Annotated in this window: 8 protein-coding genes; 5 read left to right on the plus strand and 3 right to left on the minus strand. The window is 69.4% G+C overall.

What is annotated here, in order from left to right:
- Window positions 1-876, minus strand: coding sequence for an NAD(P)-dependent oxidoreductase (locus tag ACZ5ZX_RS38100; RefSeq protein ID WP_465506849.1), 876 nt, complete (start codon window positions 874-876; stop codon window positions 1-3).
- 93 nt (window positions 877-969) lie between these two features.
- On the opposite strand from ACZ5ZX_RS38100, the gene ACZ5ZX_RS38105 reads away from it, so the two are divergent.
- From ACZ5ZX_RS38105 to ACZ5ZX_RS38120, 4 genes are all read left to right on the plus strand, one after another.
- A complete protein-coding gene (locus ACZ5ZX_RS38105) occupies window positions 970-4,158 on the plus strand; it encodes an AfsR/SARP family transcriptional regulator (RefSeq protein WP_465506850.1) in 3,189 nt (1,062 codons plus the stop codon).
- A gap of 146 nt (window positions 4,159-4,304) precedes the next feature.
- Window positions 4,305-6,878, plus strand: coding sequence for an ABC transporter permease (locus ACZ5ZX_RS38110; RefSeq protein ID WP_465506908.1), 2,574 nt, complete (start codon window positions 4,305-4,307; stop codon window positions 6,876-6,878).
- Entirely contained in the window at window positions 6,871-7,563 is a 693-nt protein-coding gene (locus tag ACZ5ZX_RS38115) for an ABC transporter ATP-binding protein (RefSeq protein WP_465506851.1), read from the plus strand. The genes ACZ5ZX_RS38110 and ACZ5ZX_RS38115 overlap by 8 nt, the downstream gene beginning before the upstream one ends.
- Window positions 7,560-8,225 carry an ABC transporter ATP-binding protein gene (locus tag ACZ5ZX_RS38120; protein WP_465506852.1) on the plus strand — a complete coding sequence of 222 codons (666 nt, stop codon included), beginning with the start codon at window positions 7,560-7,562 and terminating at the stop codon, window positions 8,223-8,225. The genes ACZ5ZX_RS38115 and ACZ5ZX_RS38120 overlap by 4 nt, the downstream gene beginning before the upstream one ends.
- A gap of 27 nt (window positions 8,226-8,252) precedes the next feature.
- On the opposite strand, the gene ACZ5ZX_RS38125 is transcribed toward ACZ5ZX_RS38120, so the two are convergent.
- Window positions 8,253-9,896 (minus strand): tannase/feruloyl esterase family alpha/beta hydrolase, encoded by a 1,644-nt coding sequence (locus ACZ5ZX_RS38125; RefSeq protein WP_465506853.1) that lies wholly within the window; start codon window positions 9,894-9,896, stop codon window positions 8,253-8,255.
- Between the two features lie 227 nt (window positions 9,897-10,123).
- On the opposite strand from ACZ5ZX_RS38125, the gene ACZ5ZX_RS38130 reads away from it, so the two are divergent.
- The gene (locus tag ACZ5ZX_RS38130) at window positions 10,124-14,416 is read left to right on the plus strand and encodes a GH92 family glycosyl hydrolase (RefSeq protein WP_465506854.1); all 4,293 of its coding nucleotides are present in this window, start codon (window positions 10,124-10,126) and stop codon (window positions 14,414-14,416) included.
- A 64-nt stretch (window positions 14,417-14,480) separates the two neighbouring features.
- On the opposite strand, the gene ACZ5ZX_RS38135 is transcribed toward ACZ5ZX_RS38130, so the two are convergent.
- On the minus strand, window positions 14,481-15,887 hold the full coding sequence (locus tag ACZ5ZX_RS38135) for an MFS transporter (RefSeq protein ID WP_465506855.1): 1,407 nt from the start codon (window positions 15,885-15,887) through the stop codon (window positions 14,481-14,483).
- Window positions 15,888-16,131 lie beyond the last annotated feature (244 nt).

Consider the following 16,131-nt stretch of genomic DNA (forward strand, 5'->3'; position numbering starts at 1 on the left):
CTATTTCTTCAGTAGTTCGATGACGCCGATCAGGTCCTCGGCGCCGTGTCCGGCCGCGACCCGCTTGTCCATCAGCGGCTGCAGCGGTGTGAGCAACTCGGCGCTGATGCCCTGTTCCTCGGCGGCCTTCGCCAGGTTCGGGTAGGCACCGGCCTGCATCGCGATGTTCGAGACGACGCCTGTCACGTAGTCGCCGTCGTCGATCTGCTCGGCCGCGCGGTCCAGGAATCCGCCCATCGCGTCGATCCAGCCGCGAAGCAGTGGAGCGAACTCCCTCGCTTTCACTCCGGCGGAGCCGACCAGCGCGAACGCCTGGATGACGCCGATGAAGTAGCCGTACATCCCGCTGAGGAGCGCGATGTCGTGCAGTGGCGCCAGTCCGGGGTCGGCCCCGAGGTAGTTGACGCCGCCGAAGGTGTCGAGCGCCGTGCGGGCCTGGCCGAAGACGGTGCCCGAGCCGCTGTAGAAGATGAACGCCGCGGGCGTGCCGATCATCGGCGGGACGGCCATGATCCCGCCGTCCAGGTACTCCGCGCCCAGTTCTCCGGCCCACGCGCTCATCTCGCGTGCCTGGCCGGGTGTTCCGTTGGTCAGGTTGATCAGCTGCCGTCCTTCGAGCCCGGACGCGACGGGGTCGAGGACCTCGTGCACCGAGTCGTAGTCGAGCAGGCAGGCGATCACGGTCTTGTTCGCCGCGAGAGCCTCGGCCACGGTCGAAGCGACCGAAGCTCCCTTCGCTGCCACGCCCTCGGCGCGGCTCGCGGTCCGGTTCCACGCGGTGACGGGATGTCCCGCGGCCAGCAGTGCCTCTACGAGCGCGGTTCCCATCGCGCCCAGCCCCAGTACGGTCACCGGGGTCTTGCCGTGTTCGGTCATGGGACCACCGTGACGCCGCCCGCGCACGGATCGCTGCGGGTTCACGCACGGCCTCGCACGGACTTGTCGGTGGTCCGCGCTAACGTCGGTTTCGTGCGTTTCGGAGTGCTGGGACCACTCGCCGTGTGGACGACCGCGGGCGAGCCCGTCGTCGTGCCCGAGGCCAAAGTCCGCCTGCTGCTCGCCGCGCTGCTGAGCCGCGGCGGCCGGGCGGCGTCGGTCTCGTCGCTGACCGACGATCTGTGGGGCGAACATCCGCCGGGCAACCCGGGCAACACGTTGCAGACCAAGGTGTCCCAGTTGCGCCGTGCCCTCGAACGAGCCGAGCCGGGCGCACGCGAACTCGTCACCCACCAACCCGCCGGATACGTCCTCGCCGTCGAGGAAGGCGACCTGGACGTCCACCGGTTCCACGTCCTCACCGCCCGCGCCCGTGACACCGTCGATCCTCGTGCCCGTGCCGCGCTGCTGGCGGACGCGCTGGCCTTGTGGCGAGGGCCCGCGTACGCCGGGTTCGGGGACGAACCGTTCGCGGTGGCCTCGGCACAGCGGCTGGAGGAGGAACGGCTGCTCGCCGAAGAGGACAGAGCCGAAGCCAGGCTCGCGCTCGGCGAACACGGCGTCCTCACCGGGGAACTGACCGGTCTTGTCGCACGGCATCCGCTCCGTGAACGTCTGCGCGGCCTGCTGATGCGCGCGCTGTACGCCACCGGGCGGCACAGTGAGGCGCTCGAAACCTACGCCGAACTGCGCACCCGTTTACGTGAGGAGTCCGGTCTCGAGCCAGGGCCGGAGCTCGCGAGCCTGCACCAGGCGATCCTCACCCGGAGCCCGGATCTCGAAGGCGTCCGGGCCGCCGATCCGGTGCGCGGGAACCTGCCGGAGCCGCTGACCGAGCTGATCGGCCGGACGATGGCGGTCAAGGAGGTCGGCGCGCTGGTCACCGACACCCGGCTGGTCACCCTCACCGGGCCGGGAGGGGTCGGGAAGACCCGGCTCGCCGTCGAGGCCGCGTCGACGCTCACGATGGCCGACGGCGTCTGGCTGGTCGAGCTGGCCGGTCTGGACAATGTCGAATGCCCGACGTGTCCGCCGGAAGACCTCGTCGCCGTCGTGCTGACGGCCGTGCTGGATCTCCGCGAGGAGGCCACCTCGGCGAAAACCCTCACGCGGTCACTGGCCGATGCTTTGCGCGAGAAGGAGATCCTGCTCGTCCTGGACAACTGTGAGCAGGTCGTCGAGCCGGTCGCGGCGCTGGTGGAGCGGCTGCTGGCGGCGGCGCCCCGCCTGCGCGTGCTCGCCACCAGCCAGGAACCGCTGGGGCTCCCGGGCGAAACGGTGTGGGCGGTTCCTCCGCTCGATCTGCCCGAGCAGGCCGATTTCGCCGCCGTCCGGGAATCGAGTGCCGTCCGGCTGTTCGCCGCCCGTGCCGCGGCGGCCGCTCCGGGGTTCGCGCTCGACGCGGAGAACGCCTCGGTGGTCGCCCGGATCTGCCGCACACTGGACGGGATCCCGCTGGCATTGGAACTCGCCGCCACCCGGGTCCGGACACTCGGCGTGCACGAACTCCTCGCCCGTCTCGACGACAGGTTCGGCCTGCTGTCCTCGGGCAGGCGGGGCGGGCCGCGTCGTCAGCAGACGCTGCGCGCGATGATCGACTGGAGCTGGAGCCTGCTGAGCGAGCCCGAGCAGATCGTGCTGCGCAGGCTCGCCGTCCACGCCGAAGGTTGCGGTCTCGACGCAGCCGAGTCCGTCTGCGCCGGTGGTGGGATCGCCTCGGGTGACGTGCTGGACCTGCTGTCCCGGCTCGTCGACCGATCTTTGGTGGTCAGCAGACCGGGCAGGCGCGGCGAACCGCGGTACCGGTTGCTGGAGTCGGTCTCGGCCTACGCCTTGGAACACACCGAGGAGGCGGGCGAGTTCGACGAGCTGTCCTTGCGGCACGCCCGTTTCCACGTCGAGCTGGCCGAGAGTGGCGACGCGGGATTGCGTGGCAAGGAACAGCGGCGCTGGCTCGACAGGCTCGACGCCGAGGGCGCCAACACCCGTCGCGCGCTGGAAACCCTGCTGCGGCAAGGCGAACACCGGCTCGCGCTGCGGCTGGTGAACGCGATGACGTGGTTCTGGTTCCTCCGGGGGCGGCTGACGGAGGCCCGGCGCTCCCTGAACCTGGTGCTCGACACGGATATCGAGACCGGTGACGAACGCGCGCAGGCGCTGGGCTGGTGCGCCGGTATCGCGATTCTCGACGGCACCTGCACCGAGGGCGCGGCGGAGGAAGCGGTGTGGGGCATCGTCGATCCCGTGGCGCGGGCCCGGACGCTGTGGTTCCTCGGCTACGCCTGGTCCACGGTCGGCGATCTGTGCCGGGCGGAGAAGCTCACGCTCGGCGCGCTGGAAACGGCCCGAGAGGTCGGCGACGACTGGAGCGCCGCGGCCGCGCTGAGCGACAGGGCGAGCCACCTGATCGCGGGCGGCGATCTCACCGGCGGAGGCCGGATCGCCGCGCAGAGCGCCGGTATCTTCGACGACCTGGGCGAACGCTGGGGCTGGCTGCAGGCGTCGTTCGTCATCGGCATGCTCGCCGCGATCGCCGGGGACTACGACCACGCCGCACGTGTCCACCGGGAAAGCCTGCGCCGCGCGGAGGAACTGGAGTTGTGGCCGGAGGTCGCCTACAAGCTGTCATGGCTCGGCCGGACGGCGCTGCTCACCGGCGATTTCGAGGGCGGGAAGGAGTTCCACGAGCGGGCCAGGGCCTTGGCCGTCGAGCACAGCTTCAAGCCCGCAGAAGTGTATGCCGAGACAGGGCTCGCGCTCGGCGCGCGACGTCAGGGACTGTTCGACGAGGCGGAGCGGCGGCTGCTGTCCATTCTGGACTGGCATCGCCGGGTGGAGTCCGAAGCGGGCAGCACGCTGGTCCTGGCCGAACTCGGGTTCATCGCCGAGCAGCGCGGTGACGCGGCGCGGGCGAAGCGGCTCCAGCTGGACGGGCTGGCGATCGCCCGGCACAGCGAGGATCCCCGCGCGATCGCGCTCGGATTGGAAGGCCTGGCCGGAGCGGAGGCGGCCGCGGGCGAGTACCGCCTGGCCGCGAGACTCCTGGGCGCCGCCTCGGCTGCCCGGGAATCCGTGGGCGCTCCCCTGGCGAAAGGCGAACGCGGCGACGTCGACCGGATCTCCGGGATCATCACCGCGGCTCTCGGAGAAAACGCATTCTCGGCGGAAAGGGAGAAGGGGGCAATGGCGACAGTCGAAGAATTGGTGACTGACGGTCAGTGAGCGGGCACTGAGTCACCACAATGGACCAAGCCTTACTTCACGTCAGCAACAAACGGTGATTTCTTTCTGTCGCCGAACCGCGCTGACCGGTAGCGTGCGTGTCCATGCGGGTGAGGTGGGGGGCTCCCGGCGGGCCCAGGGTGACGATGCCGTGGCGAGCGGCTCCGCGGGCGGCGTTGACCAGCCCGCTGACGTTGATCATCGCGGCGGTGACCGCGTTGCTGGCTTGTTTCCTGGGCACCGCGGCCGTGTTGCAGGCCTCCGCGGCAGGCGGCGCGGCCGTCACGTACCAGTCCGGGATCGCCTGCCCGGACAGCTACGGCCCGGTCTTCAGCAAGGGGAACGTTCCCGTCGGCGCCGCCCCCGAAGTGATCGCAGCGGTCCAGCGGCATGCCCCGGCGCACGGTTTCGGCGCTCCGGTCACTTCGCGCTATACGCAGGTGATCCGTGGCACCGAATTCAACGGTGACCCGAATTACAAGGTCACTCTGGGTTATCGGGACCGGGCTGGATTGGACCATCTCGAGCCGGCGGGCGGCTCGCGTGACCCGGGGCTGTGGCTCGGCACCGTCGTCGCCGGCGCGCAGGGGATCGGCGTCGGCACCACGCCGAAGTTCCAGGGCGCCGCGCTTCCCCCGGTGACCGGGCTGTACCGCGACCTGCCCGATCCGGCGCCGCGCTGGTGGTGCTCACAGCAGCGGAACGCCGTGGTCGACCGCCTCGCCAACGACCCCGTCGACTCGGTCATGTTCGCCACCGACGCCAAGACTTTCGACGACGCCGTCCGCACCGTGGGCCTGCCCGTCATCAAGACGCTGTACCTGTCGTTCTACGAGACACCGCCGAAGACGCTCAGCGAGGCCGAAGACCTGCTCGAACGATCCAAGGCGCTGATCGCCGACGTACAGGCGGATCTCGGTGCCCGCGGTCTGGGTGACGCGATCGTCGGGTCGCTGCCGTTCGAGCGGTCCGTGGTGATCAGCAATCAGGCCGAGTCGAACGTCCTCGTCTCGATCCTGCCGCTGGCGGCGATCAGCGTCCTGGTCGGCTGCGCCGGGATCGGTACGGTCGCGCTGCAGTGGCATCAGCGACGGCACGCCCAGCTCAGGCTGCTCTCGGCCCGCGGCAGCGGACCTGCGGCACTGGGCCTGCTCGCGGTCGCCGAACTCGGGCTGCCCATCCTCGTCGGAGGGGTGGCGGGAGCGGTACTCGCCCGGCTGCTCCTCGGCGTCTACGGACCACCGGGCGAACCGGACGGCGGAGCGCAGCTGGTGGGTTCCCTCGTCGCGGCCGCGATTCTGCTCGCGTCGCTCGCGCTGCTGGCAGGCGTGATCGCCGTCCGTACGCATCGGGAGTTCGAACTGGGCCGGATCCGGTCCGGGCGCCGCAAGGGCGTGAAGCTCCTGGCGATCTTCCCGTGGGAACTGCTCACCGCCGGGGTGGCGCTGCTGGGCTGGAACCGGCTCGTCGACTACGGGAAGGGGTCGAGGATCGGCAACCCGCTCCCCCAGGTCGACCCGCTCGCGCTCACCTACCCGGTGTTCGTCGTGCTCACCGTCGGCCTGCTCGCTGCCCGGCTGGCCTGGCTCGCGCTGCACGCTTCACATCGCGCGCGGCTGTGGTCGCGGCCGGCGCTGCAACTGGCGATCCGGCGGCTCGCCAGCGCCCGCGCCCCGGTCACCGGTGTGCTCGTGATCGGCACGTTGGCCATCGGCACGCTGGCGACCGGTATCGGGATCGCCCGCGGCCAGGAGGAGGCACTGCACACCAAGTCGGCGATCTTCGTCGGCGCCGAAACCCGGGTGGACACCGAAAGCGTCGTCGGCACCGGCAAGACGCCGCTGCCGCCGGAGATCAGCGGCAGCAGCACGGTGGTCGGCGAGCTGACCGGCACGGGCAGTGTCGTCCTGGTCGTGGATCCGAAGACGTTCCGGCGTGGTGCGGCGCTCGGCCCGCTGTCCGCCGACGAGGTCGACACCCTCCTGGGGCGGTTGTCGACGCCGGGCGCGGGCGTCCCCGCGATCCGGATCGGCGACGACGCCGCCCAGAAAGCGGCGCTGCCCGCGGGGCTCGGCGACGCCAGGACGGTCGGCGAACTGCCGATGTTCCCGATCATCGGCACCAAGGCCGGATATGTGATCTCGCGGGAATCGCTCAGCCCGGCGCAACTGACCGCGGTACCCAAGTGGAGCCTGCTGTCCGCCTCGCCGGTGGCGCGGCTGACCGAGGCGCTGATCACGGCCGGGATCACGCAACCCAACCGCATCACCCGCGAATCGGCACTCGACGCGCTCCCGTTCTACGTCGTGTCGTGGACCTTCTCGTTCATGGCGTTGCTCGGCGCCGTGCTCGGGGTGGTGGCGGTGCTGTCCCTGCTGGTCGCGGTCGAGGTCCGCAGACGCCAGAACGCACTGGCCGGGGCGCTGGTCCTGCGGATGGGGATGCGGCCGCGCGCCCTGCTGGCGAGTCATCTGATGGAACTGGGCGCGCTGAGCGGGCTCGCCGTGGTCGTCGGGGTCGCCTGCGGGATCTCGGTCGCCGGTCTTTCGGTGCCACGCTTCGATCCGGCGACGTTCCTCGCGCCGAGGTCGGCGCTGCCCAACCCGACCCCGTTCGCACTGACCGTACTGGCCGTCGGGGTGCTCGTCGTGGCGCTGGCCGGCTGGATCGCGATGCGCTCGGTGCGCACCGCCCGGACCGCGGAGTTGATCCGTGCCTGAGAAACCGATCTTCCGGCTGAGCGGCATCGGCGTCGACTACCAGACGCCGGCAGGCACCGTCACCGGGGTCGACGACGTCACCATCGACATCCCCGCGCGCGGGATCACCGTGCTGGCAGGCCCGTCCGGTTCCGGCAAGTCGACCCTGCTGCGGACGCTCGGCCTGTTCGAACAGCCCGCCCGGGGCACGATCTCCTTCCAGGGCACCGAAACCGGCAAACTGCGGCACCGCGACCGGCGCGCCCTGCGGAGAAATCACCTCGGCCTGGTGTTCCAGAACCCGACCGACAACCTGCTCGCGTATCTGAGCGTCGCCGACAATCTCCGCGCGGCGGCGGAGTCCGCCGGAACCGAATGCCTGCCGGACGACATCCTCGAACAGCTGGGGCTGGGCGGTACCGGTGGCTGGCGGATCTCGGCACTGTCGGGCGGGCAGCAGCAGCGGCTCGCGTTCGGCTGCACACTGGCAAGGCGCTCGACCGTCGTCCTCGCCGACGAACCGACGTCCCAACTGGACGAGGGATCGGCCGACCTGGTGCTCGACACGCTGAAATACCTGGCGGATCAGGATTTCGCCGTCATCGTCGCCTCGCACGACGACCGGCTGATCGCACTCGGCAGCCGTGTCGCGCGGATGCACAAGGGCACCCTTCAGGGCGTCGAAGAACCGGAGGTCATGCCGTGACGGTGGAACCCGCCATCGAGGCCGTCGGGTTGCGCCGCCGGTTCCCTCATCCCAGCGGCGACGTCGAAGTCCTGCGCGGACTCGAACTGAGTGTGGCCGCCGGCGAGCTGGTCACCGTCTCCGGCCGGTCCGGTTCCGGCAAGAGCGCGCTGCTGGCGCTGTTGTGCGGCTTCGACTCACCCGATTCCGGCAGCGTCTCGCTGGACGGCGTCCCGATAGCGGGCGCGCCGCCATGGCACACCTGCGCCGTCCTGCCCCAGGCACTCGGCCTCGCGAACGAACTGACGATCGCGGAGAACGTGGCGCTGCCCTTGCGGCTCCGGTCCGACATCCCCAAACCCAGCGCGAAGGACATTCACGCACGGGTTTCGGAACTGCTCGAGGAACTCGGGATCGGGGAGCTCGGCGACCGTTATCCGCTGGAAGTCTCGTTCGGGCAGCAGCAGCGGGTCGCGCTCGCCAGAGCGGTCAGCGGGCGGCCTCGGGTGCTGCTGACCGACGAACCGACGGCGCACCTGGACGCGGGGAGCACGCCGCGGGTGCTGCGGTTGCTGCGGCGCTGCGCCGAGGAGGGCGCGGCGGTCATCGTGGCGACGCACGACGACGACGTGCACCGGATCGCGGACCGGCGGGTACGGCTGCTGGACGGCGTTCTCTCCTGACGCCTTCACGCGGTACCGCCGAGCACCTCAGGGAGCCACCGGACCCGCTTTCCCGTACAGGTCGCTCCCCGCCCAGTTCACGATGTCGTGCGAAGGCCGCGACGGCGGGACGGGAACGAAGTTCGCGGCGTCGTCGACGCTTCCGGTGCCGTCGTACTTGGCCTGCAGCGGGTACGGGAACACCGGCCGGGTGCGGAAGACCTTGCCGTCGGCGTCGCGGCCGGTGGCGATCGTCCGGTCCGGTGCGGTGCCGCGTTCGACCCAGGAGACCAGTTCCTTCAGTGGGTCGTACTCGGTGAGCTTGTCGCCGGTCGCGCAGTGGTAGAGGCCGGGCACCATGAACAGGCGCGCCCAATTACTCGTCGCGGCGAGACCGCCGTTGGCACGCGCGAGACGCTGGTAGTAGTCGACGCTCCCGGCCGCGGGGATCGCCTGATCCGCCCAGCCGTGCCAGATCACGAGTTTCCCGCCGGAGCGCCGGAATTCGCCAAGGTCGGTCGACATCGCGTTGGAGCGGACGCCTTCCGGGGTCAGCCGGTCGAATTCGCGGGCGGTGAAGGCGAACTTCTCGACCGACGAATGCGGTGTCCCGATCGGGTAGGCCATGTACTTCAGGTAGTTGTCGGCGAGCGCCTGCGCGACGGGAACGCCACCGGCCTCCGGCGCCGGGATGATCCAGCCGTACCAGGAGAGTTCGGAGCCGACGGTCTGCCCGCCGGGGTACAGCTTGCGGCCCCGTTCGTCGGTCGGCGGCGCGTAGATCTTCTTGGTGGCCTCGACCTGTGCCGCGGTGAGGCAGCCGGCGTTGTCGGTACCCGGCGGACAGGCGATGGTGGCCGGGTCGAAGCGGCAGGTCCGCGGGTCGTCGATGGCGCCGTCGCCGAGTCCGTCGGACTTGTCGCACGAGGACAGTGCGGCTGTGTGCAGCGCCGGGAGCTTGTCGGCGGTCAGGATCGGCTTGCCGTCGGCGCCGGTGTTCACCTTGGCCAGCCACGTCTGGTAGACGCCGAGCAGCGGGCCCCAGTATCCGGCGGGTGCGCCGGCGATGATGCCGTCGAAGTCGTGCGGGTAGCGCTGCGCCAGCAGCAGTGCTTCGCGGCCGCCGTCGGAGCATCCGCTGAAGTAGGACTTCTTCGGCGGGGCGCCGTAGAACGCCGAGATCACGCGTTTGGACGCCTTCGAGACCACGTGCGGCGCGCGGAAGGCGAAGTCGTCGCGGGCGGCCTGGTCGTTCTCGGCCCACTTGCCGTCGTCGAACACCGACGGGGTCTTGCCGATGTGACCGTCGTCGGTGGCCGCGACCGCGACGTCGCCGCCGTGCGGAAGGCCGCAGTCGGCGAACGGCGGGGTGTTGACCATGCCGCAGAAGCCGCCACAGCCGAACTGCAGATAGCGGCCCGCGTAGGTCTTGGTCGGCAACCGGAGCTGGAACCGCACCGCGGGTTCTACGTAGCCGCGGACGTCGCAGTTCTCCGGTTCGGTCGCCGTCGCGGGCACCACGGTCGCGGTCTCGACATGGGTGACCGCGCCGGGAACGTCGTAGGTCCGTACCAGTTCGCCGCAGGCGCGCGCCGGGCGGAAAGTCGTTTCACCGGCGGTGGCCGCCGGAGCCGTGAGTATCGAGCCTGCCGTGATGAGCGCTGCCACGCCGAGCATGGACAACCGCCGCATTTCCCCACCCCAGTTTCCCGGATCGGCTTCAGTTGCCCATTCACCCTGGCCCGGCCTCGGCGGGTTGTCCACCAGGTTTCGCCGGCAGCGGAGGTTGTCCAGTTCGGGTCAGGTTTGTCCGGGTGTCTTGACATCGATGTCACACGCGAGTTTTTCTCTCTTGGCGCCACCGGTCCCCCGCCTGTGCGGCGCCCCGCATGCCCCCGCGAGAAAGCATTGGTGCAACGATGCCCCGAAGCGTCAGACCTTGGGTCTGCAGCCTTCTGAGTGCCACGGTCGTGGCGTCCGGGCTGGTAGCCCTGCCCGCCACCGCCGCGGCCGAAGACCTCCCCTCGGACTTCTACTCCTCGTTCGAGCCGGGCGAACCGCAGCCGACGTGGAGCGACACCGTCGACACCGATCCGTCGGGCAAGCCGAAGGCGTTCGGCGTCGACGGCGCGAACGCCACCACCATCCCCGGTGACATCCGCGGCAAGGTCACCGAGACCTCCGCCAACAGTGAGAACACCCCGAACGAGGGGGTGTCGAACCTGGTGGACGGTTCGACCGACACCAAGTGGCTGGCGTGGACGCCGACCGGCTGGGCGCAGGTCACGCTGTCGGAGCCGACGTCGATCACGCGGTACGCCTTGTCGTCGGCCAACGATTTCGACAACCGCAACCCGCAGGACTGGACGCTCCAGGGCTCGAACGACGGCCAGGCCTGGACTGAGCTGGACAAGCAGGCCGGGCAGAAGTTCAGTGAGCCGTTCCAGACGAAGGAGTACCGCCTCGCGGCCGCGAGTGCGGCGTACAAGTACTTCCGGCTCGATGTCACCAAGAACAACGGCGGCCCGATCATGCAGCTTTCGGAGCTGCTGCTGGCCAACGAGGATCCCGCCCCGCCGGCGCTGCCGAATATGCGCAGCTTCGCCGACAGCGGTCCGGGCAGCGGGTACACCAGCAAGAACCGGGTCGGGTTCACCGGTCTGCGCGCGTTCCGCTACTCCGGCAGCCACAAGGCGCAGGGGCATGGCTGGTCCTACAACAAGATCTTCGACGTCGACATCCCGGTGGCCGCGACCTCGGAGCTGTCGTACAAGGTGCAGCCGGAGTTCATCCGCGGCGACCTGAAGTACCCGAGCACGAACGTCGCGGTGGATCTGGCGTTCACCGACGGCACGTACCTGAGCCAGCTCGGCGCGGTCGATCAGTACGGTTTCGGGCTTTCGCCGCAGGGGCAGGGTGCGAGCAAGGTGCTCTACACCAACCAGTGGAACCTGGTGCGCTCGCAGATCGGCGTGGTCGCGAAGGGCAAGACGATCGACCGGATCCTCGTCGGCTACGACAACGCCGACGGGCCGGGTTCGCTGCAGGGCTGGCTGGACGACATCAAGGTCTCGGCGACCCCGACGCCGCCGGCGAGCCTGCGCCCGTCCGACAACGTGCTGACCACGCGCGGTTCGCTGTCGAACGGGTCGTTCTCGCGGGGCAACAACATGCCCGCGACCGCGGTGCCGCACGGGTTCAACTTCTGGATCCCCACGACCGACGCGGGCACGTTGAGCTGGATGTACTCCTACCACTCGCGCAACAACGAGCAGAACCTCCCGGCGCTGCAGGCGTTCTCCGCGAGCCACGCGCCGAGCCCGTGGATGGCCGATCGGCAGACCTTCCAGTTCCTGCCCTCGACCGCGGCGGGTGTGCCGAATCCGGACCGTGAGGCGCGGAAACTGCCGTTCAAGCACTCGAACGAGACGGCGCGGGCGCACTACTACGGTGTCGACTTCGAGAACGGGATCAAGGCGGAGGTCGCGCCGACCGATCACGCGGCGCTGTACCGCTTCAAGTTCCCCGGCGCGGACTCGAACCTGATTTTCGACAACGTCAACAACAACGGTGGGCTCACCCTCGACCCGGCGGGCCGGGCCATCACCGGATACAGCGACGTCAAGAGCGGGCTGTCGGCCGGTGCGACCCGGATGTTCGTCTACGCCACCTTCGACAGGCCGGTGACCGCCGGTTCGAAGCTGTCGACCGGTTCGGGTGACCAGAAGCGGGACAACGTCCTCGGCTACCTGAAGTTCGACGCGGGTACCGACAAGACGGTGAACATGCGGATCGCGACCTCGCTGATCAGCGTCGATCAGGCGAAGAAGAACATGGAGCAGGAGCTCGCCCCGAACGCGACGCTGGAATCGGTCGCGGACACCGCGCAGCAGGCGTGGGACGAGAAGCTCAAGGTCATCGAGGTCGAGGGCGCGTCGAAGGATCAGCTGATCACGCTGTACTCCAACCTGTACCGCCTGTTCCTGTACCCGAACTCGGGCTTCGAGAACGTCGGCACGGTCGAGAAGCCGGTGAAGAAGTACGCGAGCCCGGTGTCGCCGAAAACCGGCCAGGACACCCCGACCCAGACCGGCGCGAAGCTGGTCGACGGCGAGTTCTTCGTCAACAACGGGTTCTGGGACACCTATCGCACGGTGTGGTCGGCGTATTCGCTGCTCAGCCCGGACACCACCGGAAAGCTGGTCGACGGTTTCGTCCAGCAGTACCGCGACGGGGGCTGGATCTCGCGCTGGTCCTCCCCCGGTTACGCGGATCTGATGACCGGCACGAGTTCGGACGCCGCGTTCGCCGACGCCTATCTCAAGGGGGTCAAGGGATTCGACGTCCAGTCGGCCTACGACTCGGCGATCAAGAACGCGACGGTGACCCCGCCCAACGGCGCGGTCGGCCGGAAGGGCATCGACGAGGGCACGTTCCTCGGCTACGCGCCGAACACCGCGGACCACGGCTTCTCGTGGGCGATCGAGGGCTACGTCAACGACAACGCCATCGCGAACATGTCGAAGAAGCTCTACGACGAGGCTCCGGCGAATGACCCGCGCAAACAGGAATACCTGGACAACTACGGGTACTTCACCGAGCGGGCCACGCAGTACGTGAACGTGTTCGACCCGAGTGTCGGCTTCTTCCAGGGCCGTGACGCGGCGGGCAAGTTCACCCGGAGCAAGGAGCAGTTCGACCCGGAGGTCTGGGGTATCGACTACACCGAGACCAACGCGTACGGCATGCGGTTCTCAGTTCCGCAGGATGGTCAGGGCCTGGCGAACCTCTACGGCGGCAAGGCGGGGCTGGCGTCCAAATTGGACGAGTTCTTCGCCAAACCCGAGCAGGGGCTCAAGTTCGGCACCTACCCCGGGGTCATCCACGAGATGACCGAGGCGCGGGACGTGCGGATGGGGATGTACGCGCACTCGAACCAGGCCGCGCATCACACGCTCTACATGTACGACTACGCGGGTCAGCCGTCGAAGACGCAGGCGAAGGTCCGCGAGGCGCTGTCGCGGCTGTACGTCGGCAGTGAGCTGGGCCAGGGCTACGGCGGTGACGAGGACAACGGCGAGCAGTCGGCGTGGTGGCTGTTCGGCATGCTGGGCTTCTACCCGTTGCAGGTCGGCAGCTCGGATTACGCGATCGGTTCGCCGCTGTTCACCAAGGCGACCGTGAACCTGCCGGGTGGCAAGAAGATCGTGGTCAACGCGCCGAAGAACAGTGCGAAGAACGTCTACGTGCAGGGCCTGAAGGTGAACGGCAAGGCGCAGACCTCGACGTCGCTGGCGCATGCGGCGATCGCCAATGGCGGGACGCTCGACTTCGACATGGGCCCGAACCCGTCGTCGTGGGGTACCGGCCCGGACGACGCGCCGAAGTCGATCACCAAGGGCGACGCGGTGCCGACTCCGGCGCATGACCTGACCAAGCCGGTCTCCGGCGCGGACGCGGCGTTCTTCGACAACACGTCGCGGACCGAGGCGAAGGTCACGGCGCCGATCCAGTACCAGGTGCCCTCGACGAAGGAGGCGAGTTCCTACTACACGCTGACGTCCGGGAAGGGCGCGGGCGATGCGAAGAGCTGGGTGCTGAAGGGTTCCTACGACGGGAAGACGTGGGCGGTCGCGGATCAGCGGACCGACCAGAAGTTCGCGTGGCGGCAGCAGACGAGGGCGTTCAAGATCGCGAATCCGGCGCACTACGCGTACTACCGGCTCGAGGTCACCGCGACCACGGGCGGGGAGGCGTCGCTGTCGGAGTTCGAGGTGCTGGGCAAGCCCGACGCGGCGTGCACACAGACGATCACGGGCGAGCGCAAGGGCCCGCTGACCGTGCAGAACGGGGTGACCTGTGTGGACGGTGCGACAGTGTCGGGTCCCGTGTCGGTGGCGCCGGGCGCGAGCCTGATCGTCCGTGGCGGGACGATCTCCGGTCCGCTGACCGCGAACGGCGCGGCGCAGATCGTGCTGGACCGGACGAAGGTGGGCGGTCCGGTGGCGATCACCGGGGCGACCGGGCCGGTGTCGATCGAACTGACCGAGATCGGCGGGCCGGTGGCGTTGACGGGCAACAAGGGGCCGGTGCTGACCTCGAGCACGATCGGCGGACCTCTCGCGTGCGCGGCCAACTCCCCCGCTCCGACGGACTACGACCTGCAGAACACCGTCCGCGGCCCGGCCGCCGGGCAGTGCGCGAAGCTGTAGTCCTCCGGTAAGTCCGTGAAGGCCTCCTTCCCTACCTTGAGGGTGGGGAAGGAGGCCTTCACGGCTATTCGGTGCGTCGGCCGCGGACGATGCCGAAGCCGACAAGAGCCGCGGACAGCAGGGTCAGGGCGAGACCCGCGTAGGTGGTCGCCCTCAGGAAGTCGGCCGACTCCCGGGCGGCGGTCAGGGCGCCGGGGAAGACCAGAGCCAGGATGGTGCCGCTCAGCGCGATGCCGATTCCGGTGGTGACCTCGCTGGAGGTGTCGACAAGCGCGGCGCCGATGGTGGTCCGGTTCGGTGGGAGGCCGCGCATCACGTTGGTCCCCGCCACGACCCCGACCACGCGCATACCCGCCGCGACCAAGACGAGCGCGACGGCGATCCACCCGTAGCCCAGCCAGCCGAACGCGGCGTAGACGGCGAGTCCGCACACGACCGCGGCGGCGCTGAGCCAGGCGGCCTTGGTGAGGCCGACGCGGGTGATCAAGGGGCCGATGAGCGCACCGCCGGCGATCAGGACGACGACCTGCGGCAGCATCCCGATGGCGGCTTGCGCGGGCGCCCAGCCCATCCCGAGCTGCAGGTGCAGTGTCACCAGGTAGCCGAGTCCGGCGGTGGCCAGCGCGGCGGCGCCTTTGAGTGCCAGGCCACTGGACACCAGGGGGCGGGCGAAGAGTTCGAGGTCGAGCAGCGGATGCCGGGCCGTCTTCTCGCGGAGGACGAAGCTGGTTCCGGCGAGGAGCGCGGCCGCGGTGGCGATCCAGGGCAGGGCCGAGGCGGCGCCTTCTTCGACGAAGAGCGTGGGGGCGACGAGCGCGAGGACGATGGTCGCGGTTCCCAGGACGGCGCCCGCGACGTCGATCGGGTCGCGGTGCAGGCCGGCGGGATCGTCGGCGGGGATACCGGCGCGGATGCCGAGGAAGGCGAACGCGGCGACCGGCACGTTCACCAGCAGCAGTGCTTGCCATGGCGCGATGGCGAGCACGAGCCCGCCGAGGATGGGGCCGATGGCGAGGCCGACCAAGCCCACCGTCGAGATCAGTGTGGTCGCGCGGACGCGCAGCACGTCTTCGTCGAACAGGCGGAACGCGAGGGCGAGCGAGCCGGGCGTCGTCATCGCCGCGGCGACCCCCATGAGAGCCCGGACGGCGATCAGCTGCCACGCGGCGGTGACGACCACCGTCGCCAGGCTGGCCACGCCGAGCAGCACGAGGCCGATGAGCATGACCTTGCGCCTGCCCACCCGGTCGGCCAGCGCACCGAACGCGAGCATGAGCCCGCCGAACACGATGGAATACGCCCCGGTCACCCATTGCAGGGTGGTCGTCGAAGCGGAGAGCTCGCGGCCGATGGTCGGCAACGCGAGATTGAGGATCGAGTTGTCGAGCATCTCGAACAGGAACACGGCCGAGAGCCCAGCGAGAGCGGGCCACACTTCGATGAGGGACCGGCCTTGAACGTGGGGACGCACAGAACACTCCTTCGCAAGGAAGGAGTGACGGTTCATGCGATACCGCGTGTGCGCGTGCTCCGCGGAGAGCACGTTTCTACCCCGATATCGCGATCTTACGCTCACGGCAGTCGTGAGTGGGGAGCGCGTGAAGGCCCCCTTCCCTCGGCTCAGCCGAGGGAAGGGGGCCTTCACGCGCAGCCGTTGCGGCTGGTGGTGCTGCCGAGGCTCGTGATGGTCGTCCGCGAGGGGTGAGGGACTCTGA

The sequence above is a fragment of the Amycolatopsis sp. NPDC033938 genome, from assembly GCF_055575975.1.

Bases quoted from the DNA above. Each gene is read 5' to 3' on its own strand.
- ACZ5ZX_RS38100 (WP_465506849.1), bottom strand. From the start codon at position 876: ATGACCGAACACGGCAAGACCCCGGTGACCGTACTGGGGCTGGGCGCG.
- ACZ5ZX_RS38110 (WP_465506908.1), top strand. From the start codon at position 4,305: ATGCCGTGGCGAGCGGCTCCGCGGGCGGCGTTGACCAGCCCGCTGACG.
- ACZ5ZX_RS38125 (WP_465506853.1), bottom strand. From the start codon at position 9,896: ATGCGGCGGTTGTCCATGCTCGGCGTGGCAGCGCTCATCACGGCAGGC.
- ACZ5ZX_RS38130 (WP_465506854.1), top strand. From the start codon at position 10,124: ATGCCCCGAAGCGTCAGACCTTGGGTCTGCAGCCTTCTGAGTGCCACG.